This window comes from Verminephrobacter eiseniae EF01-2 (assembly GCF_000015565.1).
Classification (GTDB): Bacteria; Pseudomonadota; Gammaproteobacteria; order Burkholderiales; family Burkholderiaceae_C; genus Acidovorax; species Acidovorax eiseniae.
The window spans coordinates 2,640,284-2,662,876 of the sequence record NC_008786.1 but is presented as its reverse complement, the minus strand read 5'-3'; the positions used below and the strand labels follow the sequence as shown (position 1 = coordinate 2,662,876).

Below are 22,593 nucleotides of genomic sequence, written 5' to 3'. Positions count from 1 at the left end.
TGTTCTCAACGGTTTCTCTGGTTCATGAAAACCAGCTTCTCGAACAGGCTCACATCCTGCTCGTTCTTGAGCAGGGCACCGACCAGCGGCGGCACGACCACCTTGTCGTCGGCGCTTTGCAGGGCCGCCAGCGGAATGTCTTCGGCCACCAGCAGTTTGAGCCAGTCGAGCAACTCGCTGGTCGAGGGTTTCTTTTTCAGGCCCGGCAGGCTGCGCACATCGTAGAAGGTCTTCATCGCCGCGCCGAGCAGTTCGCTCCTGAGTTTGGGGAAATGCACATGGATGATCCGGCGCATGGTATCGCCGTCGGGGAACTTGATGAAATGAAAAAAGCAGCGGCGCAAAAAGGCGTCGGGCAGTTCCTTTTCGTTGTTCGAGGTGATGAACACCAGCGGGCGGTGCCTGGCCTTGATCAACTCGCGCGTTTCATAGCAATAGAACTCCATGCGGTCGATCTCGCGCAACAGATCGTTCGGGAATTCGATGTCGGCCTTGTCGATCTCGTCGATCAGCAGCACCACCGGGCGCTCGGCCGTGAACGCCTGCCACAGCACGCCCTGCGTGATGTAGTTGCGGATGTCGCGCACGCGCTGCGCGCTGCCTTCGTCACCGAGTTGGCTGTCGCGCAGCCGACTCACGGCGTCGTACTCATACAGACCCTGCTGGGCCTTGGTGGTGGACTTGATATGCCACTGCAACAGCGGCATGCCAAGGGCCTGGGCCACCTCCTCGGCCAGCATCGTCTTGCCGGTGCCGGGCTCGCCCTTGATGAGCAGCGGGCGTTGCAGCGTGACGGCCGCGTTCACGGCCAGCATCAGGTCCTGGGTTGCGACATAGTTCTGGGAACCTTGGAATTTCATGGAACGAATCACCGTATCGTTGATGAGAAAACGCAGCAGGCGCTTGGCTATAATTGGCGGCTGATCAGAGCCCGGAGCCGAACTCCTACGAGATTGTGCGCGCAAAATGAACCAACCGTTGTCCACGCTATCTGCCCTGGCTGTCGTCTGCATGGCCGCCCTGCCCCCGGTTCAGGCCCAGCAAGTCCCGGGCGACGCGCAAGCCGGCAAACAGAAAATCGCCATGTGCATTGGCTGCCACGGCATTCCCGGCTACCAGGCCAGTTTCCCCGAAGTGCACAAGGTGCCGATGATTTCGGGCCAGAGCGCCAAGTACATCAGCGCTGCGCTGCTCGCCTACCAAAAGGGCGAACGCAAGCACCCGACGATGCGCGGCATTGCCGAATCGCTGACCGACAAAGACATCGCCGATCTGTCGGCCTACTACGAGCAGCACGGCAAAACCGGCGCCGAACCGCCCGCCAAGCCGCGCCGCGAACCCAGCGCGCAAGTGGCCGAACTGCTGAAAAAAGGGACTTGCGCTTCCTGCCACGGCGAGAATTTCGCCCAGTCCACCGACCCGTCCTACCCCTCGATCGCGGGCCAACATGCCGACTACCTGTTCGTGGCCCTGAAGTCCTACAAGATCGAAAACAACACCCGGCTCGGTCGCGGCAACGCCATCATGGCCGGCTTCGCCAAGCAGTTCAGCAACGCTGAACTCAAAGCCTTGGCCCAGTATGTGGGCAGCCTCGACAGCAAACTGCACACGCTGCCGCAGCCGGACTTTCGCTGATCCTCGCTGATCTGCTGCGCGGGCGAAATTCCCGGCGCCCGGCCGGCAGTGCCTGATCGGCTTGGCTGCTGCGGCGGCGGCCGTCATGAATCCGCATTTCCCGTCACTTGCAGGCATTCGCGGCAACGACTGATACTGCCGGCGGCACCCCTCAAAGGCTTCGACGGCTCGCTGGCGACCCGGCCTGCGGCCTCGGGACGGCGCCGGTCGCGCTCGCCGTTCAAATCAGTTTCACCAACTGCTTGCCCAAGTTCTTGCCCTTGAGCAGACCCAAAAAGGCTTGCGGCGCGGCGGCAATGCCCTGGGCCACGGTCTCGCGTGGGCGCAGCTTGCCGGCGCCGACCAGCGTGGCCAACTCCGTCAACGCCTCCGGCCAGACTTGCATATGCTCGCTGACGATGAAGCCTTCGAGCCTGGTGCGGTTGATCAGCAGCAGCGCAGGGTTGCGCATGGGCAGCGGCGCGCCGTCGTAGCCGGCGATCATTCCGCACAGCGCGATGCGGCTGAAGGCATTCATGCGCAACATGACGGCGTCCATGATCGGGCCGCCCACGTTCTCGAAGTAACCGTCGATGCCGTTGGGACAAGCCGGCTTGAGGGCCTGGGACAGGGCCTTCACGTCGCCAGCGTACTGCCGGTAATCGATGCAGGCGTCAAAGCCCAGTTCCTGCAGCGCATAGCGGCATTTGTCGGCGCCGCCCGCAAGGCCCACGACGCGGCAGCCACGGGCCTTGGCCAGGGCCGCGAACGCGCTGCCGACGGCGCCCGTGGCGGCGCTGACCACCACGGTCTCGCCCTCCTTGGGGGCAATGATCCTGACCAGGCCATACCAGGCCGTCACGCCGGGCATGCCGACAGCGCCCAGGTAGTACGACAGCGGCACATGGCTGGTATCCACTGGGCGCAACGCGCCCACGGCAGCGCCGTCGACCACGCTGTACTCCTGCCAGCCCCCCATGCCCAGCACCTTGTCGCCCACGGCGTACCGGGGGTGGCGGCTTTCGACCACCTCGCCCACGGTGCCGCCCATCATCACCTCGCCCAGGCGCTGCGCTGCGGCGTAGCTGCGGCCCTCGTTCATGCGCCCGCGCATGTAGGGGTCCAGGCTCAGGTAGTGGTGGCGCACCAGCACTTGGCCATCCTCCAGCGCCGGGGTGTCCGTCAGCACCAGCCTGAAGTTGCTGGCCACGGCCTCGCCCTGGGGGCGGTTGTCGAGAACGATTTGTTGGTTGTGTGGCATCGGAAATTCCTCGGGACAATCAGTGGGCTACCATTCCAATAGCCATCGACATATATGGGAGCAACGCATCGAGCCACTTCGGTTTGAATGAGGCGCTCAATCGGTGGCAATTGCCTTGCGCCGGTGGGCGCTGCGTTCGTCCGCCGGCAGGCGCCGCACATATTTGAACGTGCCCGTGGCATGGCTGCACACGCGGCCCTGGGCGTCGAGCACGGTGCTTTCGGTGAACGCCAGGGTGGCAGTGCGATGGATCAACCGCCCCTTGGCCACCAGCGGGCCCCGGGCCGGCTGCATGAAACTGGCCTTCATCTCGATGGTGACCACGCCCATGTCCGTCGTCACGCTGCGCGCGGCCGTGGCCATGCTCACATCCAGCAGGGTCATCGACGCGCCGCCATGGGTCACGTCGAACGAGTTCATATGCTCGGGCCGGGCCTCGTAACGCACTTCCGACGCGCCACCGTCCATGCGGTGCAGCGTAAAGCCGAGGTGGTGGACAAAGGGGATTTCGGCGCCAAATTTCAGCACAGGCAACTCCAGGATTTTGCAAGAGGCAAAAGCATACGCTTGGGTGTCCTCGATGGACTCGCGGCAGCCAAAGCGCCGCCGGAGCGCGGGGCCGCCGGGCCGATCGAAGGCAAAACGCGGCCCCCGGCGGGCCATTCATTACCCCTTGATGACGCTCACACCGCCATCCACCGCCAGCCACTGCCCGGTGATGTGCTTGCCGGCATCGGACGCATACAGCGCGCACAGGCCCTTCAAATCCTCGGCGTCGCCCAGGCGGCCCAGGGGCGCACGCGCTGCCAGCGCCTCTTCGCCGATGGCCTTGAACGTTCCCGCCGTCATTTTGCTGGGGAAAAAGCCCGGGCAGATGGCATTGACGCGAATGTTGTACCGGCCCCATTCGGCCGCCAACGCGCGGGTGAAATTGATCACCGCGCCCTTGGACGTGTTGTAGGCAATGGTGTGCATGCCCTTGGAATTGCCCCCCAGGCCGGCGATCGACGCCACATTGATGATGCTGCCGCTGCGCCGGCCGATCATGCAGTGCTTGGCCATGTGCTGGCTCAAGATGAAATAGCCGCGCACATTCAGGTCCATCACCTTGTCCCAGGCCTGCACCGGATGGTCTTCGGCGGGAGCGCCCCAGGCAGCACCGGCATTATTGACCAGGATGTCCACCGCGCCCACGCGCTCCAGCGTTTCATCGGCCAAGCGGCGGATGTCTTCCTCCCGGGCACAGTCGGCAACGATCCAGCGGGCATCGATACCGGCGGCCTGCAACTCGGCGACAGCCTCTTCCAAGTCAGGCGCCTTGCGCGAACTGAGCATGATCTTGGCGCCGGCCTCGCCCAAAGCATGGGCCAGTTGCAGGCCCAGGCCGCGCGAGCCACCGGTGACCAAAGCGGTCTTGCCAGTCAGATCAAACAATTGTTGGATGGTGCGGGTCATCTTGTCTCCTTGGGCGGTGAGGGTGTTTGTCGTCATGCCGGAACGGCCAAACATATACGCGCCACGCCTGGTCCAGCCATCGGCAAAATCGTGCGGCGCAACGCGGCAGGCATTGTCGCACCGGCATCGCGCGACCCCGCCCCGCAGCGCCGCCTGGCGCCTGCGGCGCACCCATGCCTTCTTGGCCATCTCGATCGGCGCCGTCCGGAAGATGTATTTTCACGATATGACTTACAACGACGGTGCACCGACACCCAGCCACAGGTAGTCTGCTGAATCACATCCAGCCCACTGCCCGGTTCGGGACAAGATAGCGGCAAACGACATCAGCGTCGAACAAGCCCTGCAATTCCAGGGCGCGCTCGCGCAGGACATGCAGGAGCTGGTTGCGCAAAGTCAGGCGCTACAGGCCGTAGCCTGGCCTCTTCCCGGATTTGACGGGCCAGTGCGGCCCGCTGTCGTTTCATGCGGGTCGGATTGCCGACGGGATCGCATCAGGGTCGGACCAGCAGCGCATCGATGGCTGCGACATCCTGCTGCGCCAGCGTGCCGGCTGCCTGGCGCAGTTTGAGTGTGCCCAGCAGCAGGTTGTAGCGCGCATGGGCCAGGTCGCGCTTGGTCTGGAATAGCTGGCTTTGGGCATTGAGCACGTCGATGTTGATGCGCACACCCACCCGGTAACCGAGCTGGTTGGCGTCCAGTGCACTCTGGCTGGAGGCTTCGGCAGCCTCCAGGGCCTGGATCTGGCCTTGGCCGGACTGCACGCCGTAGAAGGCGGCGCGGGTGGCCTGGGCGGCGTTGCGGCGCGTGGTTTCCAGGTCGGCGCTGGCTTTTTCTTCCAGCGCCAGGGTTTCCTTGACGCGGTTTTGCACGGCAAAGCCGGCGAACAGCGGCAGTTTCAGGGCCAGGCCCACGCTGAAACCGTTGGTGCGGCTGGTGATGCCGGGGGCGGTGATCGTGCCGTGCGCGTTGCGCGTGACGCTGTAGCCCGCTTGCAGGTCCAGCGTCGGCAGGTGGCCGGCTTCGGCTTTGCGGGTCTCCAGGCGTGCGATGTCCAGGGTGATCGCGGCCTGGCGCACGGCGGGCGGCTGCTGGCGGGCGCTGTCCACCCAAGGGCTCAGGTCATCGGACTGCACGCCGGGTAGCTGCGCAGGTTGCGCGGGCCATGCCAGCGGCTTGGGTCGGGTGCCGGTGATGCCCACGAGTTGGTCCAGCGCCAGGTGTTTGACGCGCAGGTCGTTCTCGGCGGCGATCTGCTGCGCAAGCACCAGGTCGTACCGGGCCTGGGCTTCGCGGGAGTCGGTCACGGTGCTGGCGCCGATCTCGAAGTTGCGCTTGGCGGCCGCCAGTTGTTCCGATACTGCGGCTTTTTGGGCCTGCACGAAGCCGAGTGTGTCTTGCGCGGCCAGCATGTCAAAGTAGGCTTGGCTGACGCGCAGCAGCAGTTCTTGTGTGGCCGCGTCCAACTGCGCCTGCGCCATGTCGACGGCGCGCTGGCTTTGCTCCAGGCTGATGCCGTTGGCCGGGCGGTACAGCGGTTGGGAGGCTTCGATGCCCATGGTCTGGGTCGTGCCGGTGTTTTCCGACTGCGGGCGACTCGATTGCACGTTCGCGCGGCTCAGGCCACCGGTCAGCGCGGCATTGGGCAGCAGGCCGGCGCGGGCCTGGTCGGCGCGGCGTGCCGCTGCGTCGAACTGGGCCTGGGCCGATTGCCAGGCCGTGTCGTAGCTGCGGGCCGATTCCAGCAGTTCCAGCAGGCTCTGCGCCCGGGCCGGGGCGCACAGTGCTGCGCCCAAGGCCAGGGACGCAAGGAAGAAGGGCCGTAGCGGTGTCATGGAAGGGGCTTTCGCAAAGGCAAGGGTCAAGGCAAGGGTCTGTGGGCGCTATCTCATTGCATTCCTGAATCATCCGTGCGATTTGTCGGCTTCGCTTGCCGCACATTTGTACTGTCTGCGCTTCGCCTTCGCGTTCACGAACGATTGGGCAATGGAATCAGTAGCGGGGCACGGCGGGGTCGATCTCTTGCGACCAGGCATCGATGCCGCCGGTGATGTTGGCCACCCGATCGAAGCCGTGCTGGGCCAGGAATTCGGCCACGCGCAGGCTGCGTGTGCCGTGGTGGCACAGGCAGGCGATGGCGCGCGCCGGGTCCAACGTGGCCAGGCTTGCGGGCAGCGCGCCCATGGGGATGGCGAGCAGTTCAAAGCCCTGGGCATGCACGCTGGCGGTTTGCCGTTCCCAGGGTTCGCGCACATCCAGCACCAGGGGCCGGGGGCCTGCGGCGGCGAACCAGGCCGGTAGCTGGGCGGGGCGGATGTGGTCGATCATGCAGTGCGTCGAAGGCTGCGCAGGGGGCACCAGCCCGGTGATCAGAAGGTGAAGCCGGAAGGCTCGGGAAAGTTGACCAGGCGCGGCGCGTTGGCGTCCCAAGGCGAGCGGGTGTCCAGGCGCTCGCCCTGGCGCCGGGCCACGGTGAAACGCATCATCGGCTCCATCCCGACGATGGCGCCCAAGCGGCCGCCCTCGCGCAGCGCAGACAGCAGCGCGCCGGGCAGTTCGGCCACCGAGCCGCTGAGCACGATCACGTCGAACGGGCCCTCGGCCAGCGCGTCGCTGGCGCCGTCGGCCTGGCGCACATCGGCGTTGCCGATGCCGGCCTGGCGCAGATTGGTGCGGGCCATGTCGGCCAGTGCCGGAACGATTTCCAGCGCCAGCACATGCGCTGCGCGCCGGGCCAGCAAGGCGGCCATGTAGCCGGAGCCGGCACCGATTTCGAGCACGCGGTCGGTGGGCGCAATTTGCAGGTCCTGCAACATGCGCGCCTCGACGCGGGGCGCCAACATGCTGTGGCCCAGGCGCAGGGCTTGCTCGGCGTTGCTGCCCAGCAGCGGGATTTCAATGTCCATGAATGCCAGGCTGCGGTAGGCGGCAGGCACGAAGTGCTCGCGGCGCACCACGGCCAGCAGTTCCAGGACGCTGGCGTCGAGCACGTTCCAGGGGCGGATCTGCTGCTCGATCATGTTGTAGCGGGCCTGGGCCACCGGGTCGCTGGGGTTGGCGGATGTGTTCAGGGGCAGGTTCATGGCGCGGACTCGGGCAGATCTTCTCCGGAATATCCGGTGCAGGGCGGGTCAGGAAAGGCCGGTGATTTTAGTGCCGGCCCCAAGGTCGTGAAATGCCACATGCCGTTACGCATTTGCGCTGCGCGCGCCCTGGTCGCGCCCGAGCTTGCGCAGCGCCCAGCGCGCCAGGTCGTCCATGTAGCAATACGCCACGGGCACCACCACCAGCGTCAGCAGCGATGAGGTCAGCACCCCGCCGATCACCGCCTGGCCCATGGGGGCGCGCTGCTCGGAGCCTTCGGACAGCGCAAAGGCCAGCGGCATCATGCCGAAGATCATGGCCAGCGTGGTCATCAGGATCGGGCGCAGCCGCACGCGCGCAGCCAGCAGCAGGGCCTCGGCCCGGGGCAGGCCGGGCACGCTGCGGCCTTGGTCGTCGACATGCTCCTGGCGCGCGCGAATCGCAAAATCCACCAGCAAGATGGCGTTCTTCGTCACCAGGCCCATCAGCATCACGACGCCGATGACGGAGAACATCGACAGCGTGGAGCGGAACGTCAGCAGCGCCAGCACCACGCCGATGAGTGTCAGCGGCAGCGAGGTCATCAGCGCCAGCGGCTGCACAAAGCTCTTGAACTGGCTGGCCAGGATCATGTAGATGAAGATGATGGCCAGGATCAGGGCCGAACTGGCGTAGCCGAATGCCTCGGCCATGTTCTTCGTGGAGCCGCCAAACTGGTAGCGGTAGCCGGGCGGGAAGACCATGCCGTCGAGCACTTTGCGGATGTCGGCCGAGACATCGCCTGCGGCGCGCTGCGTCACATTGGCATTGACGGCCACCTCGCGGGTCAGGTCGCGCCGGTTGATCTGGTTGGCGCCGGTGGTTTCGGTCACGCTGGCCACCTGGTTCAGGCGCACGATGCGTGTGCTGCCGTCGGCGGCCGTCAGCGCAAAGGGCAGGTGCGCCAGGTTTTGCGCGCTGCTGCGCGCTTCGGGGGCCAGGCGCACGTTGACATCGTAGGTTTGGTCGTCGGGCGCGCGCCAGTTGCCCACCGTGGTGCCGGCCACCAGGGTGCGCAGCGTTTCGGCCATCCGGGCCACATTCAGGCCCAGATCGGAGGCCGCCTCGCGCCGGGGCTCCAGCGCGATCACGGGTTTGTCGGGTTTGGCGCTGGAGTCCAGATCGACCAGACCGGGGATGTCGCGGATTTTGTCGCCGACCTGCCGGGCCAGGCGCTCCAGTTCCCGCAGATCGGGGCCTTTGAGCGAGAACTCGATCAGCTTTTGTCCGCTCACCGGGTCCAGCAGGCCGGCATGGGTGACGGTTATGCCCGGCACCTGCTGGAGGCGCTCGCGCAGTGTGTCCGACATTTGCTGCGCGCTGCGGCGACGGTCCTTGCGGTCGACCAGGCGCACATAGATGTCGGCGTTGTTCTTGCCCTCGGCGAGGCCGGTGTTGATCGTGGCCAGCGTGTAGCGCACCTCGGGAAATTCGCGCAGTATCTGCTGCACCTGCCGCGCCTTGGCCTCGGTGGTCTCCAGCGACGAGCCTACGGGGGTGTGAAACTGTACGCGGGTCTCCGAGTAATCGGCCTTGGGAACGAATTCGGTGCCGAGCAGCGGCACCATGAAGATGCTCAGCACAAAGATGCCCAGCGCCAGCGCCAGCGTGGTCAACCGGTGCCCCAGCGCCCAGCGCAGGATATGCTGGTAGCCTTGGGCCAGCGCATCGGTGGCGCGATCGAAGCAGCCCGTCACGCGGCCTATGCTGCGGTCGTACCAGGACACGGGTGCGGTGCGCTGGCCAGGGGCGTGGATGCTCGGGTCATGCCAGACGCTCGACAGCATCGGGTCGAGCGTGAAGCTGACGAACATCGAGATCAGCACGGCCGCGACGATGGTGATGCCGAATTCGTGGAAGAACTTGCCGATGATGCCGCCCATGAAGCCGATCGGCAGGAACACCGCCACGATGGACAGCGTGGTGGCCAGCACCGCCAGGCCGATCTCCTGCGTGCCGTCGAGCGCCGCGTCATAAGCCCTCTTGCCCATTTGCACATGGCGCACGATGTTCTCGCGCACCACGATCGCATCGTCGATCAGCAACCCCACGCACAGGCTCAGCGCCATCAGCGTGATCATGTTGATCGTGAAGCCGAACAGGTTCATGCACAGGAAGGTGCCGATCAGCGCAATCGGCAAGGTCAGGCCGGTGATGACCGTCGAGCGCCACGAGTTCAGGAACAGGAACACGATCAGCACCGTCAGGAGCGCGCCTTCGATCAGCGTCTGGCGCACGTTGTTCACCGCCACGCGGATCGGGCGGGCACTGTCGCCAATGGTTTGCAGGCGCACACCGGGCGGCAGTTGCTGGCGCAACTCGGCCACGGCGGCATGAAGGCCGTCAACCACCTCGATGGTGTTCTCGCCCTGCGACTTTTGCACCGCCAGCAGCAAGGTGCGCTGGTCGTTGTACAGCGCCAGGCTTTCGAGCTCCTGGGCGCCATCGTGCACGCGCGCTACCTGGCTCAGGCGCACCGGCGCGCCATTGCGGCGCGCGACGATGATCTGGCCGAAGTCTTCGGGGCGCTGCATGCGCGCGTCGATCTGCACCGCGCGGTCCTGCGTCAGCGAGCGGATCGCGCCCACGGGCAGGTTCTGGTTCTCGTTGCGCACCGCCTCGACCACCTGCTCGGGCGTGATGGCAAAGGCTTCGAGCGCCTGCGGGTTCAGGTAGATGTTGATCTCGCGCCGGGTGGGTCCGACCAAGTGCACCGCGCCCACGCCGCGCACGTTTTCCAGCCGCTTCTTGAGAACCTGCTCGGCCCAGGTGGTCAACTCGACCGCGCTGCGCCTGTTGCCATCGGCCGCATGGCGGGCGACGCTGCCATCGGCCTGCTCCTCGGGCAGCACGGCCAGGTACCACACGGCGCGGCTGGCCGGGTCAAAGCGCTGCACGCGCGGCTCCTTGACCTCGGCGCGCAACGCCGGGCGCACCATGGCCACCCTTTCGCGCACATCTTCGGCCGCCTTGGTGCCATCGACATGCAACTGGAACTCGATGATGACCACCGCCATGCCTTCGTAGCTGCGCGAGGTCAGGGCATCGATGCCGGCGATCGAATTCACGCTCTCTTCGATCTTTTTGGTGACCTCACTTTCGACAATCTCGGGCGCGGCGCCAGGGTAGCTCACGGTGACCACGACCACCGGGAATTCGATATTGGGAAACTGATCGATCTTGAGCCGCTGGTAGGAGAACAGGCCGAGCACCACGATGGCGAGCATCACCATCGTGGCGAACACCGGGTTTTTCAGGCTGACTTTGGTGAACCACATGGCCGGTCAGCGTGCTGCGCGGGATGCCGGTGCCAATGCTGCGGACACGGCCGCCGTGCCTTCACGCAGCAGGCCGATCCGCCCGGCAATCACCGGCGTGCCTTCGGCCACACCTGCCACCGCCACCAGCGTCTGCCCGTCGACCACGGCACGGGTTGCAGTCTGTACCGGCACATGGACCACCTGGCCGTTCCTGATCGTTTGCAGATAGGGCACGGGCTTGTCGGTACGCACCGCGTCCAGCGGCACGGCCAGCCGCTCGGCGCGCCCCGTATCGAGCATGCCCTGCACGAAGATGCCCTGACGCAGCGGCGCGCCGGCGGCCTGGTCCACGCGCAGATAGACCGGCACGGCGCGGCTGCCGGCCTGGGCGCTGGGGTTGATGCGCACCACGATGGCGGACACCGGCCCGGGCGTGCCGGCAATGTCGAGCCGGGCCTTTTGCCCCACGCGCACGGCCACGGAGTCGGCCGCACTGATCAGTGCCTCGAGCTCCAGCAGCGAGAGGTCGACCACCTCGATGATGCGGGCATCGATCGACACCCGCTCGCCCGGCTGCGCCAGCCGCTGCGCCACCAGCCCGCTGATGGGGCTGCGCAGCACCGTGTCGTCGAGCGCCTTGCGCGCCACATCGGCCGCCGCAACGGCCGCCTGGTAACTCGACCGGGCCGCTTCCAGGCTGGCCTGCGAAGTCGCCAAGGCTGTGGCCGAGATGAACCCCTGATCGACCAGCGCCCGGTTGTTGCTGTGCTGGCGCTGCTGGATATCGACCTGGGATTTGGCCGCCTCGGCCTGCTGCTGCGCCTGGTGCAAGCGAAAGCGGGACTCGCTGGGGTCGATGCGCGCCACTTCCTGGCCCGCCTCGACGCTGTCGCCCTCGCGCACGGTCAGGCCCTGCAACTCGCCCCCGACACGCGCCTTGACCATCGCCGAATTGAGCGCCCGCAACGCGCCCGACACCGGCACGCCCAATGACAGGCTGTGCCGCTGCACGAGCAGCACTTCGTCGGCGCCAAACTGCAACGGCGCCGGGACGCGCTGCGCTGCGGCCCGTTGCAGTTCCTCTTGCTGCGCCCGCCGGTCGGCGATGACATGCCAGACCCCGCCGCCGAGCAGCACGACGACGATGGCCGCAGCCACCAGGACAATAGAGCGTTTCATGGTCAGGTCGGGACAGGGACGCAAAGAAGGGCCAAGAAATCGGAATGCACGGGAATGAACGGAAATGGCAAGAAGGCCGCGCGCAACCCATGCCGATGGTGTCGATCCGGGTTTCGATGTGCTGCCCCCGAGGGTCAGCGCCAGTCCGTGCCAAGCCCGGGGTCGGGGCGTCGCACCATAAACGTGAACCTCGTCAAGATGAGGTAAACCATGATAGCAGCCTGCCCGAGTGGCCTATGAAAAACAAAGCGGGAACTGCGTGTTTTCCTTCACGGCGCGGCCTGATTTCTCCGGTAGAGTGGGCGTCTGAACCAATCACCGACAAGGAGTCGAGAACATGAAGAAAGTCGCGTATGTCACCGGCGGCATGGGCGGTATCGGCACTGCCATTTGCCAGCGCCTGCACAAGGAGGGTTTCAAGGTCATCGCCGGTTGCGGCCCTACCCGTGACCATGCCAAGTGGCTGGCAGAGCAGCAGGCGCAGGGCTTTGACTTCCATGCCTCGGTGGGCAATGTCGGGGACTGGGATTCGACGGCGCAGGCGTTCGGCAAGACCAAGGCCGAGCATGGCAGCATCGATGTGCTGGTCAACAACGCCGGCATCACGCGCGACCGCATGTTCCTGAAGATGTCGCGCGAAGACTGGGACGCGGTCATCGAAACCAACCTCAACAGCATGTTCAACGTCACCAAGCAGGTGGTGTCGGACATGGTGGAAAAAGGCTGGGGCCGCATCATCAACATCAGTTCGGTCAACGGCGAAAAGGGCCAGGCCGGCCAGACCAACTACTCGGCGGCCAAGGCCGGCATGCATGGCTTTTCGATGGCCCTGGCGCAGGAACTGGCCACCAAGGGCGTGACCGTGAATACGGTCAGCCCGGGCTATATCGGCACCGACATGGTCAAGGCCATCCGTCCCGATGTGTTGGAAAAGATCGTGGCCACGGTTCCGGTCAAGCGCCTGGGCGAGCCCAGCGAAATCGCTTCGATCATTGCCTGGCTGGCGTCGGAAGAAGGCGGCTATGCAACGGGCGCCGATTTCTCGGTCAACGGCGGCCTGCATATGGGTTGATGGACACAACCCCGCTGGCGGGGTTTTGCGTGGCAACCTGCCGGCTTTTGCGCCGCGCCGCGCCGTGTCGTCGTGGCCCACGAGCCGCCCTTTGCCGCCATGCCGACATGCCGCCAGTGCGCACCGCGCCAATGCCCACCGATCGAGGCTCCACGATCGAGGCCACGACGGTGTTGTCAATGCCCGACGGGCCGGGCGCCAAGCCCTCCTGTTGCCGGGATCGATATCAATCATGCACCTCCAGCGCAGACCGTGCCTGCCGGTACGCGCGCTGATGCATCAGCGCGTCCCAGTCTGGCGCCCGGGTGGCGGGCCGCAGGGCCAGGCGGCGCGACTCGCTGACCAGGCTGGGCTGCCAGCGGCCTCGGGCCTGGGCCTGCTCCAGGCCGGCGATCAATTCATCCACGGCCAGGCCCTGGCCCTGATTGCACAGCAGCACCAGGTCACAGCCCGCGTCCAACGCAGCGATGGCGGCGTCGGTATGGCTGACCCGTCGACCGTCGATGCAGCGCGCGCCTTCCATGCCCAGGTCGTCGCTGAAGATCGCGCCGGCAAAGCGCAGTTGGCGGCGCAAAATGTCTTGCAGCCAGCGCTGCGAAAAACCGGCGGGGCGGCTGTCGACCCGGGGGTAGAGCACATGCGCGGGCATCACGCTGGCGAGCGTGCTGCTCAGCCACTGGTACGGCGCGGCATCGTCGGCCAGGATGGCCCGCAGGCTGCGCCGGTCTACCGGCAGCCCGGTGTGCGAGTCGGCCCGGGCAAAACCATGCCCCGGAAAATGCTTGCCGCAATGGGCCATGCCGACCTGCAGCAGTCCGTGCATCAGGCTCTTGGCCAGCAGCGCGACAACGCGCGGGTCGCGGTGCAAGGCGCGGTCGCCGATCACGCTGCTGCGGCCCCAGGCCAGATCGAGCACCGGCGTGAAACTCAAGTCCACGCCGCAGGCGCGCAGTTCGGCACCCAGCACATGGCCGATGGCCGTCGCGGCATTGGTGGCACGCAGCGCGCCGCTGCCGGGGGCGCCCCGGCCGTCATCCATCCACATCGCCCCCAGGGTGCGCATCGCCGGCAACCGGGTAAAGCCATCGCCGCAAAAGCGCTGCACACGCCCGCCTTCATGGTCCACGCAGATCAACAGATCGGCGCGCACGGCCTCGATGGCGCGGGTCAATTGCAGCAGTTGCGCGCGGTTTTCCCAGTTGCGGGCAAACAGGATCACCCCGCCGGTCAGCGGGTGGGCCAGGCGGCGCCGCTCGGCGGCGCCGAGTTCTTTGCCCTCCAGGTCGAGGATCAGGGGTGCATGTCCAGTCATCGGGATTCCGTGATTTGCCATTGAAAAGATAGCTTGCGGCGCATCGAAATCATGCGCCGGCGCGTGGCGGGGTTTGGATTTTTCCGGCCATGCAGAAGTTGCTGGCACAGTCGCTTGCATCGCCCATGCGGCCCTGCAAGCCCCGGGCCTCGCCGCATTGCCTGGGCGCACCGTGCAGCGTGATCGCGGCTTGGCCAGCGGGCCGTTGCAGCACCACTTCAGCCACAGGCGCGGGCCCATGGAGCCGCGCAAGCACAGGCCGGATCGATTGGCCGAAGGCGGCTTTGCGCTGCGCCAAGCCGCGCAGACCCCGGCCGGACCAGCGGACGCTGCGCTTGCGCCAAGCGGGCCGTTCGCCATCGGCCAACGGCCTGCGTGCCAAACGCTCGCCGTGGCGGGCCAGGCCGGCCTGGATGCGGTGCACGGCGCAGATGCCGATGCCGATGCCGGTGCCGTGGATCATGTAATGGGGATGGCTCGTGGCGATTTTCTTGTCATGCAGCGGCTGCCATCCCCGCCCGGATGCAGTCCAGATAGGCCCGCACCGTGGCGCCGTAGCCCAGTTCCAGCGCGTCGGCAATCAGCGCATGACCGATCGAGACTTCCAGCAGGCCAGGGACTTCGCGCACGAAGGTCGCGAGGTTGTCGCGGTTCAAGTCATGCCCAGCGTTCACCCCCAGGCCCGCGTCCAGCGCAGCCTGGGCTGCGGCGCGGTAACGCGCCAGCACGGCGGCCTGCTGCGGCTGGCCCCACGCGGCGGCATAGGGCTCGGTATAGAGTTCGACGCGGTCGGCGCCCAGCGCCTTGGCGGCGGCCATCTGCGCCGGGTCCGGGTCCATGAACAGGCTCACGCGCACCGCCAGCGCCTTGCATTCGGCGATCCAGGGCGCCAGACGCTCGGCGTCCTGCGGCAGGCTCCAGCCATGGTCGCTGGTGAACTGGTCTGCGCCGTCCGGAACGAAGGTCGCTTGCCGGGGGCGCAGCGTGCGGATGAAGTCCATCAGGTTCTGCGCCGGGTTGCCTTCGATGTTGTACTCGCGGTCGGGCCAGGCTTGCATCAGATCGGCCAGCTCGAACACATCCTGGCGGCGGATATGCCGTTCATCGGGCCGGGGGTGCACCGTGATGCCCTGCGCGCCGGCCTGCAGGCACAGCCGGGCCGCCTTGGTGACGCAGGGAATGGCCAGGTGGCGCGTGTTGCGCAGCAGGGCCACCTTGTTGACGTTGACCGAAAGGGCGGTCGCAGGGGAAGCGGGCGGTGTCGGGTGTCGGGACGGGTTCATAGGGCCTGCAGATCGATCATCAGTTGGCGGGTGCGCAGCATCGGGCTGCCGCAATGGTATTGCAACAAGGTCCGTAGCTGCGGTTTGAGTTCGGCGCACACCGGGGCGCAGGCGCGCACCGTCGCCTGGTGGCTGGCCGCGTCATCGAGCGCGTGCTGCAAGACCTGCCACTGGTGGCCGGGCAGCGCGGCGCGTTCGGCCGCAGCGGCGGCGCGCAGGCCGCCCTCGGGCACCAGCGTGTAGCGCGTGTCGGCCTGTAGCGGCGCCAGCGTCATGGTCTGGGCGGCAAGACTGGGCAGCAGGCCGATGGCGCGCAACAGCAGCAGTTCGAAGCTGCGCAGCACGGGCTCGAGCGCATCGCCATGTTCGCTGGCCAGCACCCGCACCACGCCTGTGTAGGCGTCGAACAGCGCTGCGTGCGGGTCCGAGCGTGCCAGCAGGCGCAGCAGCAGTTCGTTCAGGTACAGGCCCGACAGCAAGGCATCGCCGGTGGGCATCACATGGCCGCCCACCCACTCTGCGCCCTTGAGGGTGTGTATGTCGGCGTTGCCGTCTGCGGCCAGCGCATAGCTCAGCCACAGCGGTTGCAGCGGCAGCAGCACCGGGCGAAAGTTGGAACTGGGCTTTTTCGCGCCCTTGGCCACCAGCGCCACGCGCCCCTGGTGGCGGCAAAAGACTTCCAGGATCAGACTCGACTCGCTCCAGTCGTAGCTGTGCAGCACGAAAGCGGGTTCATCGGCAATGCGCTTGGCGGCAGCCATACCACGTCAAGCCTGTGCCCAAACCGGACGATCCAACGCGCGCGCCAAAAAGCCCGCGGCAGGGGGAAAAATCATCCTGAAAACCGCAGTTCGCATTCTGTGACCTTGTGTGGATAGAGCCTGGTGTCGCGTCACCGATCATCTGTCGGTCTGCGCTGGCCATCGAAGCGCATCGCGGCGTTGCATCGCTTGCCAATACGCTCGGTATTGGCTGCGCGATGCGCCTTGCGCTACGCTCCGATGGCTGCGCGCAGCCTACGACATCTGATCGGTGACGCGACACTGGGCGCGGGTCGGTTGGGGCTGATTGGGGCCGGTTGGGCGCATCCACCCGGGCGAGTCTCTCACATCACCCCGGTCCGCACCGGCCCTGGCTTGCCGGGTGGTGGCAGGGGTGGACGCGGTTTTCAGGGGATCGATGGTTTGCGCCATGTTCGTGGCGCGCAGCGGTCGCGCCAATCTGAACGGCGCGACCGCTTCTGCCGATGATCGAAATGCCATCACAGCCGATAAAAGCCCCGTATCAAATCCCAGGCTTGCCCTGGCTCATCGGCGTAGTGGAACAGCGCCAGATCCTGCGCCGAGATCGTGCCTTCTTCGACCAGCACATCGAAGTCGATCAGGCGCTTCCAGTAGCCGGAGCCGAACAGCACGATCGGAACGGGCTTGGCTTTTTGCGTCTGCACCAGCGTGAGCACCTCGAATAGTTCGTCGAGCGTGCCAAAGCCGCCGGGGAAGGCCACCAGGGCCTTGGCCCGCATCATGAAGTGCATTTTGCGCAGCGCAAAGTAGTGGAACTTGAAGCTCAGCGATGGCGAGATGAAGCGGTTGCCGCTTTGCTCGTGGGGCAGTGCGATGTTCAGGCCCACGTTCAGCGCGCCGGCCTCATGGGCTCCGCGGTTGGCCGCTTCCATGATGCCGGGGCCGCCGCCGGTGCAGATGTACAGGCGCTCGGCCGGGCACCGGCTTTCGCTGTAGTCGGCCACCAGCCGGGCGAACTGGCGCGCATGCTCGTAGTAGCCGGCGTTGCGCACGGCCAGGTGCGCGCGTTGCACGCGGCGGTCGTCGCCGCTGGACAGGGCCTGCGCCAGTTCGGTTGCGGCTTGCTCGGGCGCGACGAAGCGCGCGCTGCCGTACACCACCACGGTGCTTTCGATGCCTTGCTCGGCCTGCCCCAGGTCGGGCTTGAGCATTTCCAGTTGAAAGCGTATGCCCCGGGTCTCGCGGCGGGACATGAATTGGGGGTCGGCAAATGCCATGCGGTTGGCGTCGGGCTGCAAGGGGTCGTCGCGCTGGTGCAGTGCGGCCCAGGCATCGGCCAGGTGGCGTTCGGTCAAAGGTGGGTTGGCTTCCATGAAATGGCTGTTGGTGGTCGATGAGGTGCTCTGCGGGTCTTTTATATCAAGCGTTTGCCGCTATCAAATACGATGCATGTCGAATGCCGAGCAGGGTCAGGCCCAGAGAGCCGAACAGGTGCAGCGCCGTGCTGCCCAGTGCCAGCAGATAGCGCTGCTGCTGCAACTGCTCGACCACTTCGGCCGAGAAACTGGAGAACGTGGTCAGGGCGCCCAGAAATCCGGTGACCAGCGCCAGCCGCCAGACGGGGTCGAGTTCGGGCATGGCCTGAAAGACGGCGACGCAGACGCCGATCAGATAGCCGCCGATCAGGTTCGCGGCCAACGTGCCCCAGGGGATCAGGCCGCCGGGGCTGAGCCACAGGCCCAGGCGCCAACGCGCCAATGCGCCCAGGCAGGCGCCGAGGCAGATGGCAAGAACGTTCGGCATCGCCCGATTGTCGCCGAGCTTGTCAGCGCCAGCGCGCGCGCCGGGCCAGCGCCCGCCCGATGCCTGTCGGAGAAACGACACGGATGAAAAAGGGTGAGGGCGATGAAGGGCCTCAGCGGGCCGACATCTGCTGCGGCAGCCAGGTCACGATGCCGGGGAACAGATAGATCAGCACCACGGCAACGCACATCAGCAGAAACATCGGCAGGGCCACCCGGGCGATCCAGGGCAGTTCGCGACCCGTCATGCCTTGCAGCACGAACAGGTTGAAACCAATCGGCGGCGTGATTTGCGCCATCTCCACCACCAGCACGATAAAGATGCCGAACCAGATCGGGTCGATGCCTGCGCTTTGCACCGTGGGCATGAGCACGCCCATGGTCAGCACCACCATCGAGATGCCATCCAGAAAGCAGCCGAGCACGATGAAAAAGAGCGCCAGCGCGGCAATGAGTTGGGCCTGGTTCATGCCCAGCGACGCAATCCATTGCGCCAGGTGGCGGGGCAGCCCGATGTAGCCCATGGACAGCGTGAGGAAGGCCGCGCCCGCCATGATCAGCGCGATCATGCAGTACAGGCGCGTGGCGCCCATCAGCGATTGCTTGAAGGTGCCCCAGTTCATCGAGCCCTGCACGCTCGACAGCACGAGCGCGCCCACCACCCCGACGGCGGCCGCTTCGGTGGCCGTGACCAGGCCGGTGTAGATGGAGCCGAGCACGCTGGTGATCAGCAGCACCACCGGGATCAGGCTGCGCGATGCGGACAGCTTTTGCATGAAGCTCATGCGCATGTCGGCCGCCGGCACCTGCTGCGGATGCCGCAGCGACCAGAGCATGATGTAGCCCGAGAACAGGCTGGCCAGCAAGATGCCGGGCAGCACGCCGGCAATGAACAACTGCGAGATCGAGACCTCGGCCGCCACGCCGTAGACGATCATCGTGATCGACGGCGGAATCAGCAGGCCCAGCGTGCTGGCCCCGGCCAGGGTGCCGACCACCATGTGTTCCGGGTAGCCGCGGCGGGCCAGTTCGGGCAATGTCATCTTGCCTATCGTTGCGCAGGTGGCGGCGCTCGAGCCCGATACGGCGGCAAAGATGGTGCAGCCGACCACGTTGGTGTGCAGCAGCCGACCCGGCAGCGCCTGCACCCAGGGCGCAAGCCCCTTGAACATGTCTTGCGACAGCCGGGTGCGGAACAGGATTTCACCCATCCAGATGAACAGGGGCAAGGCGGTGAGGGTCCAGCTCGATGCCGAGCCCCAGATCGTCACGGCCATGGCGTCGCCTGCGGGGCGCGACGAGAACAGTTGCATGCCGATCCAGGCCACGCCCGAGAGGGTCAGCCCTATCCATACGCCGCTGCCCAGGATCAGGAACAGCGACAGTATCAGCAGGCCGGTGATGGCAAGGTCACTCATGCAAGGTCACTCACGCAAGGTCGAGTCGTTGCTGGCCGTGGCCGGCTCATTCGCTGTGCAGTGCGGCATCGCGATGCGCCGGCGCGCGCTTGCCCATCACTTCCAGCACCAATTCGTCAAGAAACGCGATGGCCAAAATCACGCTGCCCAGGGCCATCGACATATGGGGAATCCACAGCGGCGTGGCATCGTTGCCGGTGGAGATGTCGGCGAACACATGCGATTGCCAAGCCAGTTTGCAACTGTACAGCGCGAACAGCAACGCCAGCAGCGTGGCAATGGCCAGCGCCCAGAGCTCGAATGCCCTTTGCATGCGCCCCGGCAGCGCGTGGAGCAGCAGCGTGACGCGGATATGCTCGCCGCGCTTGAGCGTGTGCGCCAGCGCCAGAAAGCCGGTTGCGGCCATCAGGTAGCCGGCATAGGCGTCGGTGCCCGGCACATGGAATTGCAACTGGCGGCTGATGATGGACAGCAGCACCATGCCCAGCAGGCACACCATGAAAAGCGCCGCCAGCGCGGCGGCGCCGTCGTACAGACCATTGAGCAGACGGCGCACGGTACGCTGGCCTACCGGCGGTAAGCCTCGATCAATGCCTTGCCCTCGGGGCCGGCCTTGTCCAGCCATTCCTTGAGCATGGTCTGGCCCGCCCGGGTCAGGTCGGCCATCAGCGCTGCCGGCGGCGGTGCCACTATCTCCATGCCATGGGCCTTGAGTTTGGCCACACTGTCGGTGTTGACCTCGATGCTGCCGGCCCAGCCGCGCGCTTGGGCGTCGGCGCCGGCTTTGAGCAGGGCCTGCTGCAGCGTCGAGTCGAGCGCGTCAAAAGCCTGTTTGTTCACCAGTACGGCATTCTTGGGCAGCCAGGCCTGCGTGTCGTGGTAGTACTTGAGGTGCTCGTACAGCTTGCTGTCCACGCCCGTGGAGCCCGAGGTCACGGTCGCTTCGACAACCCCCGTGGCCAGCGCCTGGGACAGTTCTGCGGCCTGCACGGTGACCGGCTGCGCGCCCAGCAACTGCGCCAGCCGCGCCGTGGCGGGGCTGTAGGTGCGCCACTTGATGCCTTTCAGATCCGCTGCGCTGGCCAGGGGCTTTTTCGTGCCTATGCCCTGGGGAGGCCAAGCCACGGCATACAGCAGCAGCATGCCTTGCTCGGCCAGTTTCTTTTCCAGGAAGGGCTTTTGCGCGGCGTGGAGTTTTTTCGCGGCCTCGTAGTCGCTGGCCAGGAAAGGCAGGCTATCGACGCCAAACAGCGGCCATTCGTTCTGGAAGTTGGCCAGCAGGATCTCGCCCATCTGCACCTGGCCGCCTTGCACGGCGCGCTTGATTTCCGGGGCCTTGAACAGCGTTGCGTTGGCATGCACGGTGATCTTGAGTTTGCCGCCCGTGGCCTTGTCGACATCGCTGGCCAACTGCGCCATGTTCTCGCTGTGGAAGTTGGTCGCCGGGTAGGCAGCCGCCAAATCCCATTTGGTCTGGGACCAGGCCGAGGCGATGGACAGGGCCAGGCCGAGTGCGGTGGCGGGGATGATTCGACGCTTCATGGCAGGGGCTTTGCAAGGTTGCTGGGAACGATCGACTGTATCGTAAGCCGATGGAGGGCCGATCGATGGCCGATCGATGGCGTTTTACCCGAACCGTCGTGCCTGGCCCCGCTTTGCTTGCGCGCTGCCCAATGGCCAAAAAATGCGCTGCCTCCCCGGCGGCCTGCGGCGCCGGCGGTTTACGGGGCGACGCCGGTCCGGCCGCCTGCCCGGCCTCGGTCGAGATCATCAAATATCGGCCATGGCCCATGTTTTACCTTCGCTCGCAGCCATCCATTTCATATCGCATCCAGTGCCGGACGGTTTGGCCCGTCGTGCTGGCGCGCGAGCAGCATGGCGTCGCCGTAGCTGAAAAAGCGGTATCGCTGCGCCATCGCGTGGCGGTACAGCGCCATCACATGGGCGTGTCCGGCAAACGCGCTGACCAGCATCATCAGCGTGCTTTTGGGCAGGTGGAAGTTGGTGATCAGCAGGTCCACCACCTGGAACGGAAAGCCCGGCGTGATGAAGATGCTGGTCTCGCCGGTGGCCAGGCCCGAGCGTGCCCAGGACTCCAGGGTGCGCACCGTGGTCGTGCCCACGGCCACCACGCGCGCGCCGCGCTGGCGGCAGCGCTCCAGCGCGGTCAGCGTCGACGGGGGCAGTCGGTACCACTCGCTGTGCATCCGGTGCTGCTCCAGGTTCTCGGTCTTGACGGGCAAGAAGGTGCCTGCGCCCACATGCAGCGTGATGCTGGCGTGCTCGATGCCGCGCGCCGCCAGCGCGCTCAGCACGGACTGGTCGAAGTGCAGTGCGGCCGTGGGGGCGGCCACGGCGCCGGGGTGGCGGGCGAACAGGGTCTGGTAGCGCTGGCTGTCCTCGGCCCCGTGGGGGTCGTGGCCCGTGTTTTGCCGGCGCACGATGTAGGGCGGCAGCGGCAGGTGGCCGTGGCGCTGCATCAGTTCCCAGGGTGATTCGTTGGCCGGGCCGTGCAGCGCAAAGCGATACAGCGGCCCGTCTGCCGTGGGCCAGCGGCCGAGCAGGGTGGCGTCGAAACCGCCGGCCTGGCGCCCCCCGGCGATCTGCACCGTGCTGCCGGGCTGCGGCTTTTTGCCGACCTTCATGTGGGCCGCGACCTCGTTGCCCGCGCTGCCAGCCGCAGCGGGCAGCACGCGCTCGATCAGCAGTTCCAGTTTGCCGCCGCTGGCCTTGGCGCCAAACAGGCGCGCGTTGAGCACGCGCGTGTCGTTCGAGACCAGCAGGTCCCCGGCGCGCAGCAGCCCGGGCAGTTCGCGGAAAATGCGGTCCACGGGCGGCGCCGTGCGGCCATCGAGCAGGCGTGCGGCGCTGCGCTCGGGGGCGGGGTGCTGGGCGATCAGTTCGGGCGGCAGCGTGAAGTCGAAATCGCTCAGGGTGTGGGCGCGCGCGGCGCCGCTGCGGGGCAGGTCGGTCATCGTGCATCAGGGCCGGACAGGCCCGTGCCAGGAAAGGAATGCGGGAAAGAATGCGCAAGGCGCGGCATGGTAGCCTTTTTGCCCTGCCCCGACTTT

At 66.2% G+C, this 22,593-nt stretch carries 22 protein-coding genes; 3 read left to right on the top strand and 19 right to left on the bottom strand.

Features of this window, described 5'->3' with window-relative positions:
• Nucleotides 1-5 precede the first annotated feature (5 nt).
• Complete coding sequence (locus VEIS_RS11550) at nucleotides 6-860, bottom strand: AAA family ATPase (RefSeq protein WP_011810106.1); 855 nt, start codon at nucleotides 858-860, stop codon at nucleotides 6-8.
• Between the two features lie 106 nt (nucleotides 861-966).
• Between VEIS_RS11550 and VEIS_RS11545 the strand changes: the two genes are divergently transcribed.
• Complete coding sequence (locus VEIS_RS11545; RefSeq protein WP_011810105.1) at nucleotides 967-1,635, top strand: c-type cytochrome; 669 nt, start codon at nucleotides 967-969, stop codon at nucleotides 1,633-1,635.
• 220 nt (nucleotides 1,636-1,855) lie between these two features.
• Here the strand turns inward: VEIS_RS11545 and VEIS_RS11540 are convergent, their stop codons facing one another.
• From VEIS_RS11540 to VEIS_RS11505, 8 genes are all read right to left on the bottom strand, one after another.
• Nucleotides 1,856-2,875, bottom strand: coding sequence for an NADP-dependent oxidoreductase (locus VEIS_RS11540; protein ID WP_011810104.1), 1,020 nt, complete (start codon nucleotides 2,873-2,875; stop codon nucleotides 1,856-1,858).
• Between the two features lie 96 nt (nucleotides 2,876-2,971).
• Entirely contained in the window at nucleotides 2,972-3,403 is a 432-nt protein-coding gene (locus VEIS_RS11535) for a PaaI family thioesterase (RefSeq protein WP_011810103.1), read from the bottom strand.
• A 138-nt stretch (nucleotides 3,404-3,541) separates the two neighbouring features.
• The gene (locus tag VEIS_RS11530; protein ID WP_011810102.1) at nucleotides 3,542-4,330 is read right to left on the bottom strand and encodes an SDR family oxidoreductase; all 789 of its coding nucleotides are present in this window, start codon (nucleotides 4,328-4,330) and stop codon (nucleotides 3,542-3,544) included.
• A gap of 494 nt (nucleotides 4,331-4,824) precedes the next feature.
• Nucleotides 4,825-6,165 carry a TolC family outer membrane protein gene (locus VEIS_RS11525; RefSeq protein WP_011810101.1) on the bottom strand — a complete coding sequence of 447 codons (1,341 nt, stop codon included), beginning with the start codon at nucleotides 6,163-6,165 and terminating at the stop codon, nucleotides 4,825-4,827.
• Nucleotides 6,166-6,322: 157 nt separating this feature from the next.
• Nucleotides 6,323-6,658 carry a rhodanese-like domain-containing protein gene (locus VEIS_RS11520; protein WP_011810100.1) on the bottom strand — a complete coding sequence of 112 codons (336 nt, stop codon included), beginning with the start codon at nucleotides 6,656-6,658 and terminating at the stop codon, nucleotides 6,323-6,325.
• Nucleotides 6,659-6,699: 41 nt separating this feature from the next.
• Nucleotides 6,700-7,413 (bottom strand): protein-L-isoaspartate O-methyltransferase family protein, encoded by a 714-nt coding sequence (locus VEIS_RS11515; RefSeq protein WP_011810099.1) that lies wholly within the window; start codon nucleotides 7,411-7,413, stop codon nucleotides 6,700-6,702.
• Between the two features lie 105 nt (nucleotides 7,414-7,518).
• A complete protein-coding gene (locus VEIS_RS11510) occupies nucleotides 7,519-10,731 on the bottom strand; it encodes an efflux RND transporter permease subunit (RefSeq protein WP_011810098.1) in 3,213 nt (1,070 codons plus the stop codon).
• Nucleotides 10,732-10,737: 6 nt separating this feature from the next.
• Nucleotides 10,738-11,892 carry an efflux RND transporter periplasmic adaptor subunit gene (locus VEIS_RS11505; RefSeq protein WP_011810097.1) on the bottom strand — a complete coding sequence of 385 codons (1,155 nt, stop codon included), beginning with the start codon at nucleotides 11,890-11,892 and terminating at the stop codon, nucleotides 10,738-10,740.
• Nucleotides 11,893-12,229: 337 nt separating this feature from the next.
• Between VEIS_RS11505 and phbB the strand changes: the two genes are divergently transcribed.
• Nucleotides 12,230-12,964, top strand: a complete 735-nt coding sequence (gene phbB / locus VEIS_RS11500; protein ID WP_011810096.1) for an acetoacetyl-CoA reductase — start codon at nucleotides 12,230-12,232, stop codon at nucleotides 12,962-12,964.
• Nucleotides 12,965-13,190: 226 nt separating this feature from the next.
• On the opposite strand, the gene nagZ is transcribed toward phbB, so the two are convergent.
• Genes nagZ through recO form a run of 4 tightly spaced genes read right to left on the bottom strand, consistent with a single transcriptional unit; the run spans nucleotide 13,191 to nucleotide 16,320 of the window.
• Nucleotides 13,191-14,276 (bottom strand): beta-N-acetylhexosaminidase, encoded by a 1,086-nt coding sequence (nagZ, locus tag VEIS_RS11495; RefSeq protein ID WP_011810095.1) that lies wholly within the window; start codon nucleotides 14,274-14,276, stop codon nucleotides 13,191-13,193.
• A 49-nt stretch (nucleotides 14,277-14,325) separates the two neighbouring features.
• Nucleotides 14,326-14,739 carry a holo-ACP synthase gene (locus VEIS_RS11490; RefSeq protein WP_041949977.1) on the bottom strand — a complete coding sequence of 138 codons (414 nt, stop codon included), beginning with the start codon at nucleotides 14,737-14,739 and terminating at the stop codon, nucleotides 14,326-14,328.
• 31 nt (nucleotides 14,740-14,770) lie between these two features.
• The gene (locus VEIS_RS11485) at nucleotides 14,771-15,559 is read right to left on the bottom strand and encodes a pyridoxine 5'-phosphate synthase (protein ID WP_011810094.1); all 789 of its coding nucleotides are present in this window, start codon (nucleotides 15,557-15,559) and stop codon (nucleotides 14,771-14,773) included.
• Complete coding sequence (gene recO / locus VEIS_RS11480; protein ID WP_011810093.1) at nucleotides 15,556-16,320, bottom strand: DNA repair protein RecO; 765 nt, start codon at nucleotides 16,318-16,320, stop codon at nucleotides 15,556-15,558. The genes VEIS_RS11485 and recO overlap by 4 nt, the downstream gene beginning before the upstream one ends.
• A 123-nt stretch (nucleotides 16,321-16,443) precedes the next feature.
• On the opposite strand from recO, the gene VEIS_RS28655 reads away from it, so the two are divergent.
• Nucleotides 16,444-16,809 carry a hypothetical protein gene (locus VEIS_RS28655; protein ID WP_157048483.1) on the top strand — a complete coding sequence of 122 codons (366 nt, stop codon included), beginning with the start codon at nucleotides 16,444-16,446 and terminating at the stop codon, nucleotides 16,807-16,809.
• An 11-nt stretch (nucleotides 16,810-16,820) separates the two neighbouring features.
• Here VEIS_RS28655 and VEIS_RS11475 read toward each other — a convergent pair whose 3' ends face one another.
• The 6 genes from VEIS_RS11475 to queA form a co-directional block, all read right to left on the bottom strand.
• Complete coding sequence (locus tag VEIS_RS11475) at nucleotides 16,821-17,675, bottom strand: LOG family protein (RefSeq protein WP_011810091.1); 855 nt, start codon at nucleotides 17,673-17,675, stop codon at nucleotides 16,821-16,823.
• Nucleotides 17,676-17,721: 46 nt separating this feature from the next.
• Complete coding sequence (crcB, locus tag VEIS_RS11470; protein ID WP_041950769.1) at nucleotides 17,722-18,105, bottom strand: fluoride efflux transporter CrcB; 384 nt, start codon at nucleotides 18,103-18,105, stop codon at nucleotides 17,722-17,724.
• Between the two features lie 112 nt (nucleotides 18,106-18,217).
• Complete coding sequence (locus VEIS_RS11465) at nucleotides 18,218-19,522, bottom strand: TRAP transporter large permease (RefSeq protein ID WP_011810089.1); 1,305 nt, start codon at nucleotides 19,520-19,522, stop codon at nucleotides 18,218-18,220.
• A 46-nt stretch (nucleotides 19,523-19,568) separates the two neighbouring features.
• Entirely contained in the window at nucleotides 19,569-20,078 is a 510-nt protein-coding gene (locus tag VEIS_RS11460; RefSeq protein WP_011810088.1) for a TRAP transporter small permease, read from the bottom strand.
• Nucleotides 20,079-20,089: 11 nt separating this feature from the next.
• Nucleotides 20,090-21,064, bottom strand: a complete 975-nt coding sequence (locus VEIS_RS11455) for a TRAP transporter substrate-binding protein (protein WP_011810087.1) — start codon at nucleotides 21,062-21,064, stop codon at nucleotides 20,090-20,092.
• 278 nt (nucleotides 21,065-21,342) lie between these two features.
• Nucleotides 21,343-22,497, bottom strand: coding sequence for a tRNA preQ1(34) S-adenosylmethionine ribosyltransferase-isomerase QueA (gene queA, locus VEIS_RS11450; RefSeq protein ID WP_011810086.1), 1,155 nt, complete (start codon nucleotides 22,495-22,497; stop codon nucleotides 21,343-21,345).
• Nucleotides 22,498-22,593 lie beyond the last annotated feature (96 nt).

What these genes read in the sequence shown, in the direction of transcription:
- VEIS_RS11550 (WP_011810106.1), bottom strand. Translation starts at nt 860, where the DNA reads ATGAAATTCCAAGGTTCCCAGAACTATGTCGCAACCCAGGACCTGATG.
- VEIS_RS11505 (WP_011810097.1), bottom strand. Translation starts at nt 11,892, where the DNA reads ATGAAACGCTCTATTGTCCTGGTGGCTGCGGCCATCGTCGTCGTGCTG.
- VEIS_RS11475 (WP_011810091.1), bottom strand. Translation starts at nt 17,675, where the DNA reads ATGGAAGCCAACCCACCTTTGACCGAACGCCACCTGGCCGATGCCTGG.
- crcB (WP_041950769.1), bottom strand. Translation starts at nt 18,105, where the DNA reads ATGCCGAACGTTCTTGCCATCTGCCTCGGCGCCTGCCTGGGCGCATTG.
- phbB (WP_011810096.1), top strand. Translation starts at nt 12,230, where the DNA reads ATGAAGAAAGTCGCGTATGTCACCGGCGGCATGGGCGGTATCGGCACT.
- VEIS_RS11520 (WP_011810100.1), bottom strand. Translation starts at nt 6,658, where the DNA reads ATGATCGACCACATCCGCCCCGCCCAGCTACCGGCCTGGTTCGCCGCC.
- VEIS_RS11525 (WP_011810101.1), bottom strand. Translation starts at nt 6,165, where the DNA reads ATGACACCGCTACGGCCCTTCTTCCTTGCGTCCCTGGCCTTGGGCGCA.
- VEIS_RS11490 (WP_041949977.1), bottom strand. Translation starts at nt 14,739, where the DNA reads ATGATCCACGGCACCGGCATCGGCATCGGCATCTGCGCCGTGCACCGC.
- VEIS_RS11515 (WP_011810099.1), bottom strand. Translation starts at nt 7,413, where the DNA reads ATGAACCTGCCCCTGAACACATCCGCCAACCCCAGCGACCCGGTGGCC.
- VEIS_RS11510 (WP_011810098.1), bottom strand. Translation starts at nt 10,731, where the DNA reads ATGTGGTTCACCAAAGTCAGCCTGAAAAACCCGGTGTTCGCCACGATG.
- nagZ (WP_011810095.1), bottom strand. Translation starts at nt 14,276, where the DNA reads ATGACTGGACATGCACCCCTGATCCTCGACCTGGAGGGCAAAGAACTC.
- VEIS_RS11540 (WP_011810104.1), bottom strand. Translation starts at nt 2,875, where the DNA reads ATGCCACACAACCAACAAATCGTTCTCGACAACCGCCCCCAGGGCGAG.
- VEIS_RS11465 (WP_011810089.1), bottom strand. Translation starts at nt 19,522, where the DNA reads ATGAGTGACCTTGCCATCACCGGCCTGCTGATACTGTCGCTGTTCCTG.
- VEIS_RS11530 (WP_011810102.1), bottom strand. Translation starts at nt 4,330, where the DNA reads ATGACCCGCACCATCCAACAATTGTTTGATCTGACTGGCAAGACCGCT.
- recO (WP_011810093.1), bottom strand. Translation starts at nt 16,320, where the DNA reads ATGGCTGCCGCCAAGCGCATTGCCGATGAACCCGCTTTCGTGCTGCAC.
- VEIS_RS11485 (WP_011810094.1), bottom strand. Translation starts at nt 15,559, where the DNA reads ATGAACCCGTCCCGACACCCGACACCGCCCGCTTCCCCTGCGACCGCC.
- queA (WP_011810086.1), bottom strand. Translation starts at nt 22,497, where the DNA reads ATGACCGACCTGCCCCGCAGCGGCGCCGCGCGCGCCCACACCCTGAGC.
- VEIS_RS11455 (WP_011810087.1), bottom strand. Translation starts at nt 21,064, where the DNA reads ATGAAGCGTCGAATCATCCCCGCCACCGCACTCGGCCTGGCCCTGTCC.
- VEIS_RS11545 (WP_011810105.1), top strand. Translation starts at nt 967, where the DNA reads ATGAACCAACCGTTGTCCACGCTATCTGCCCTGGCTGTCGTCTGCATG.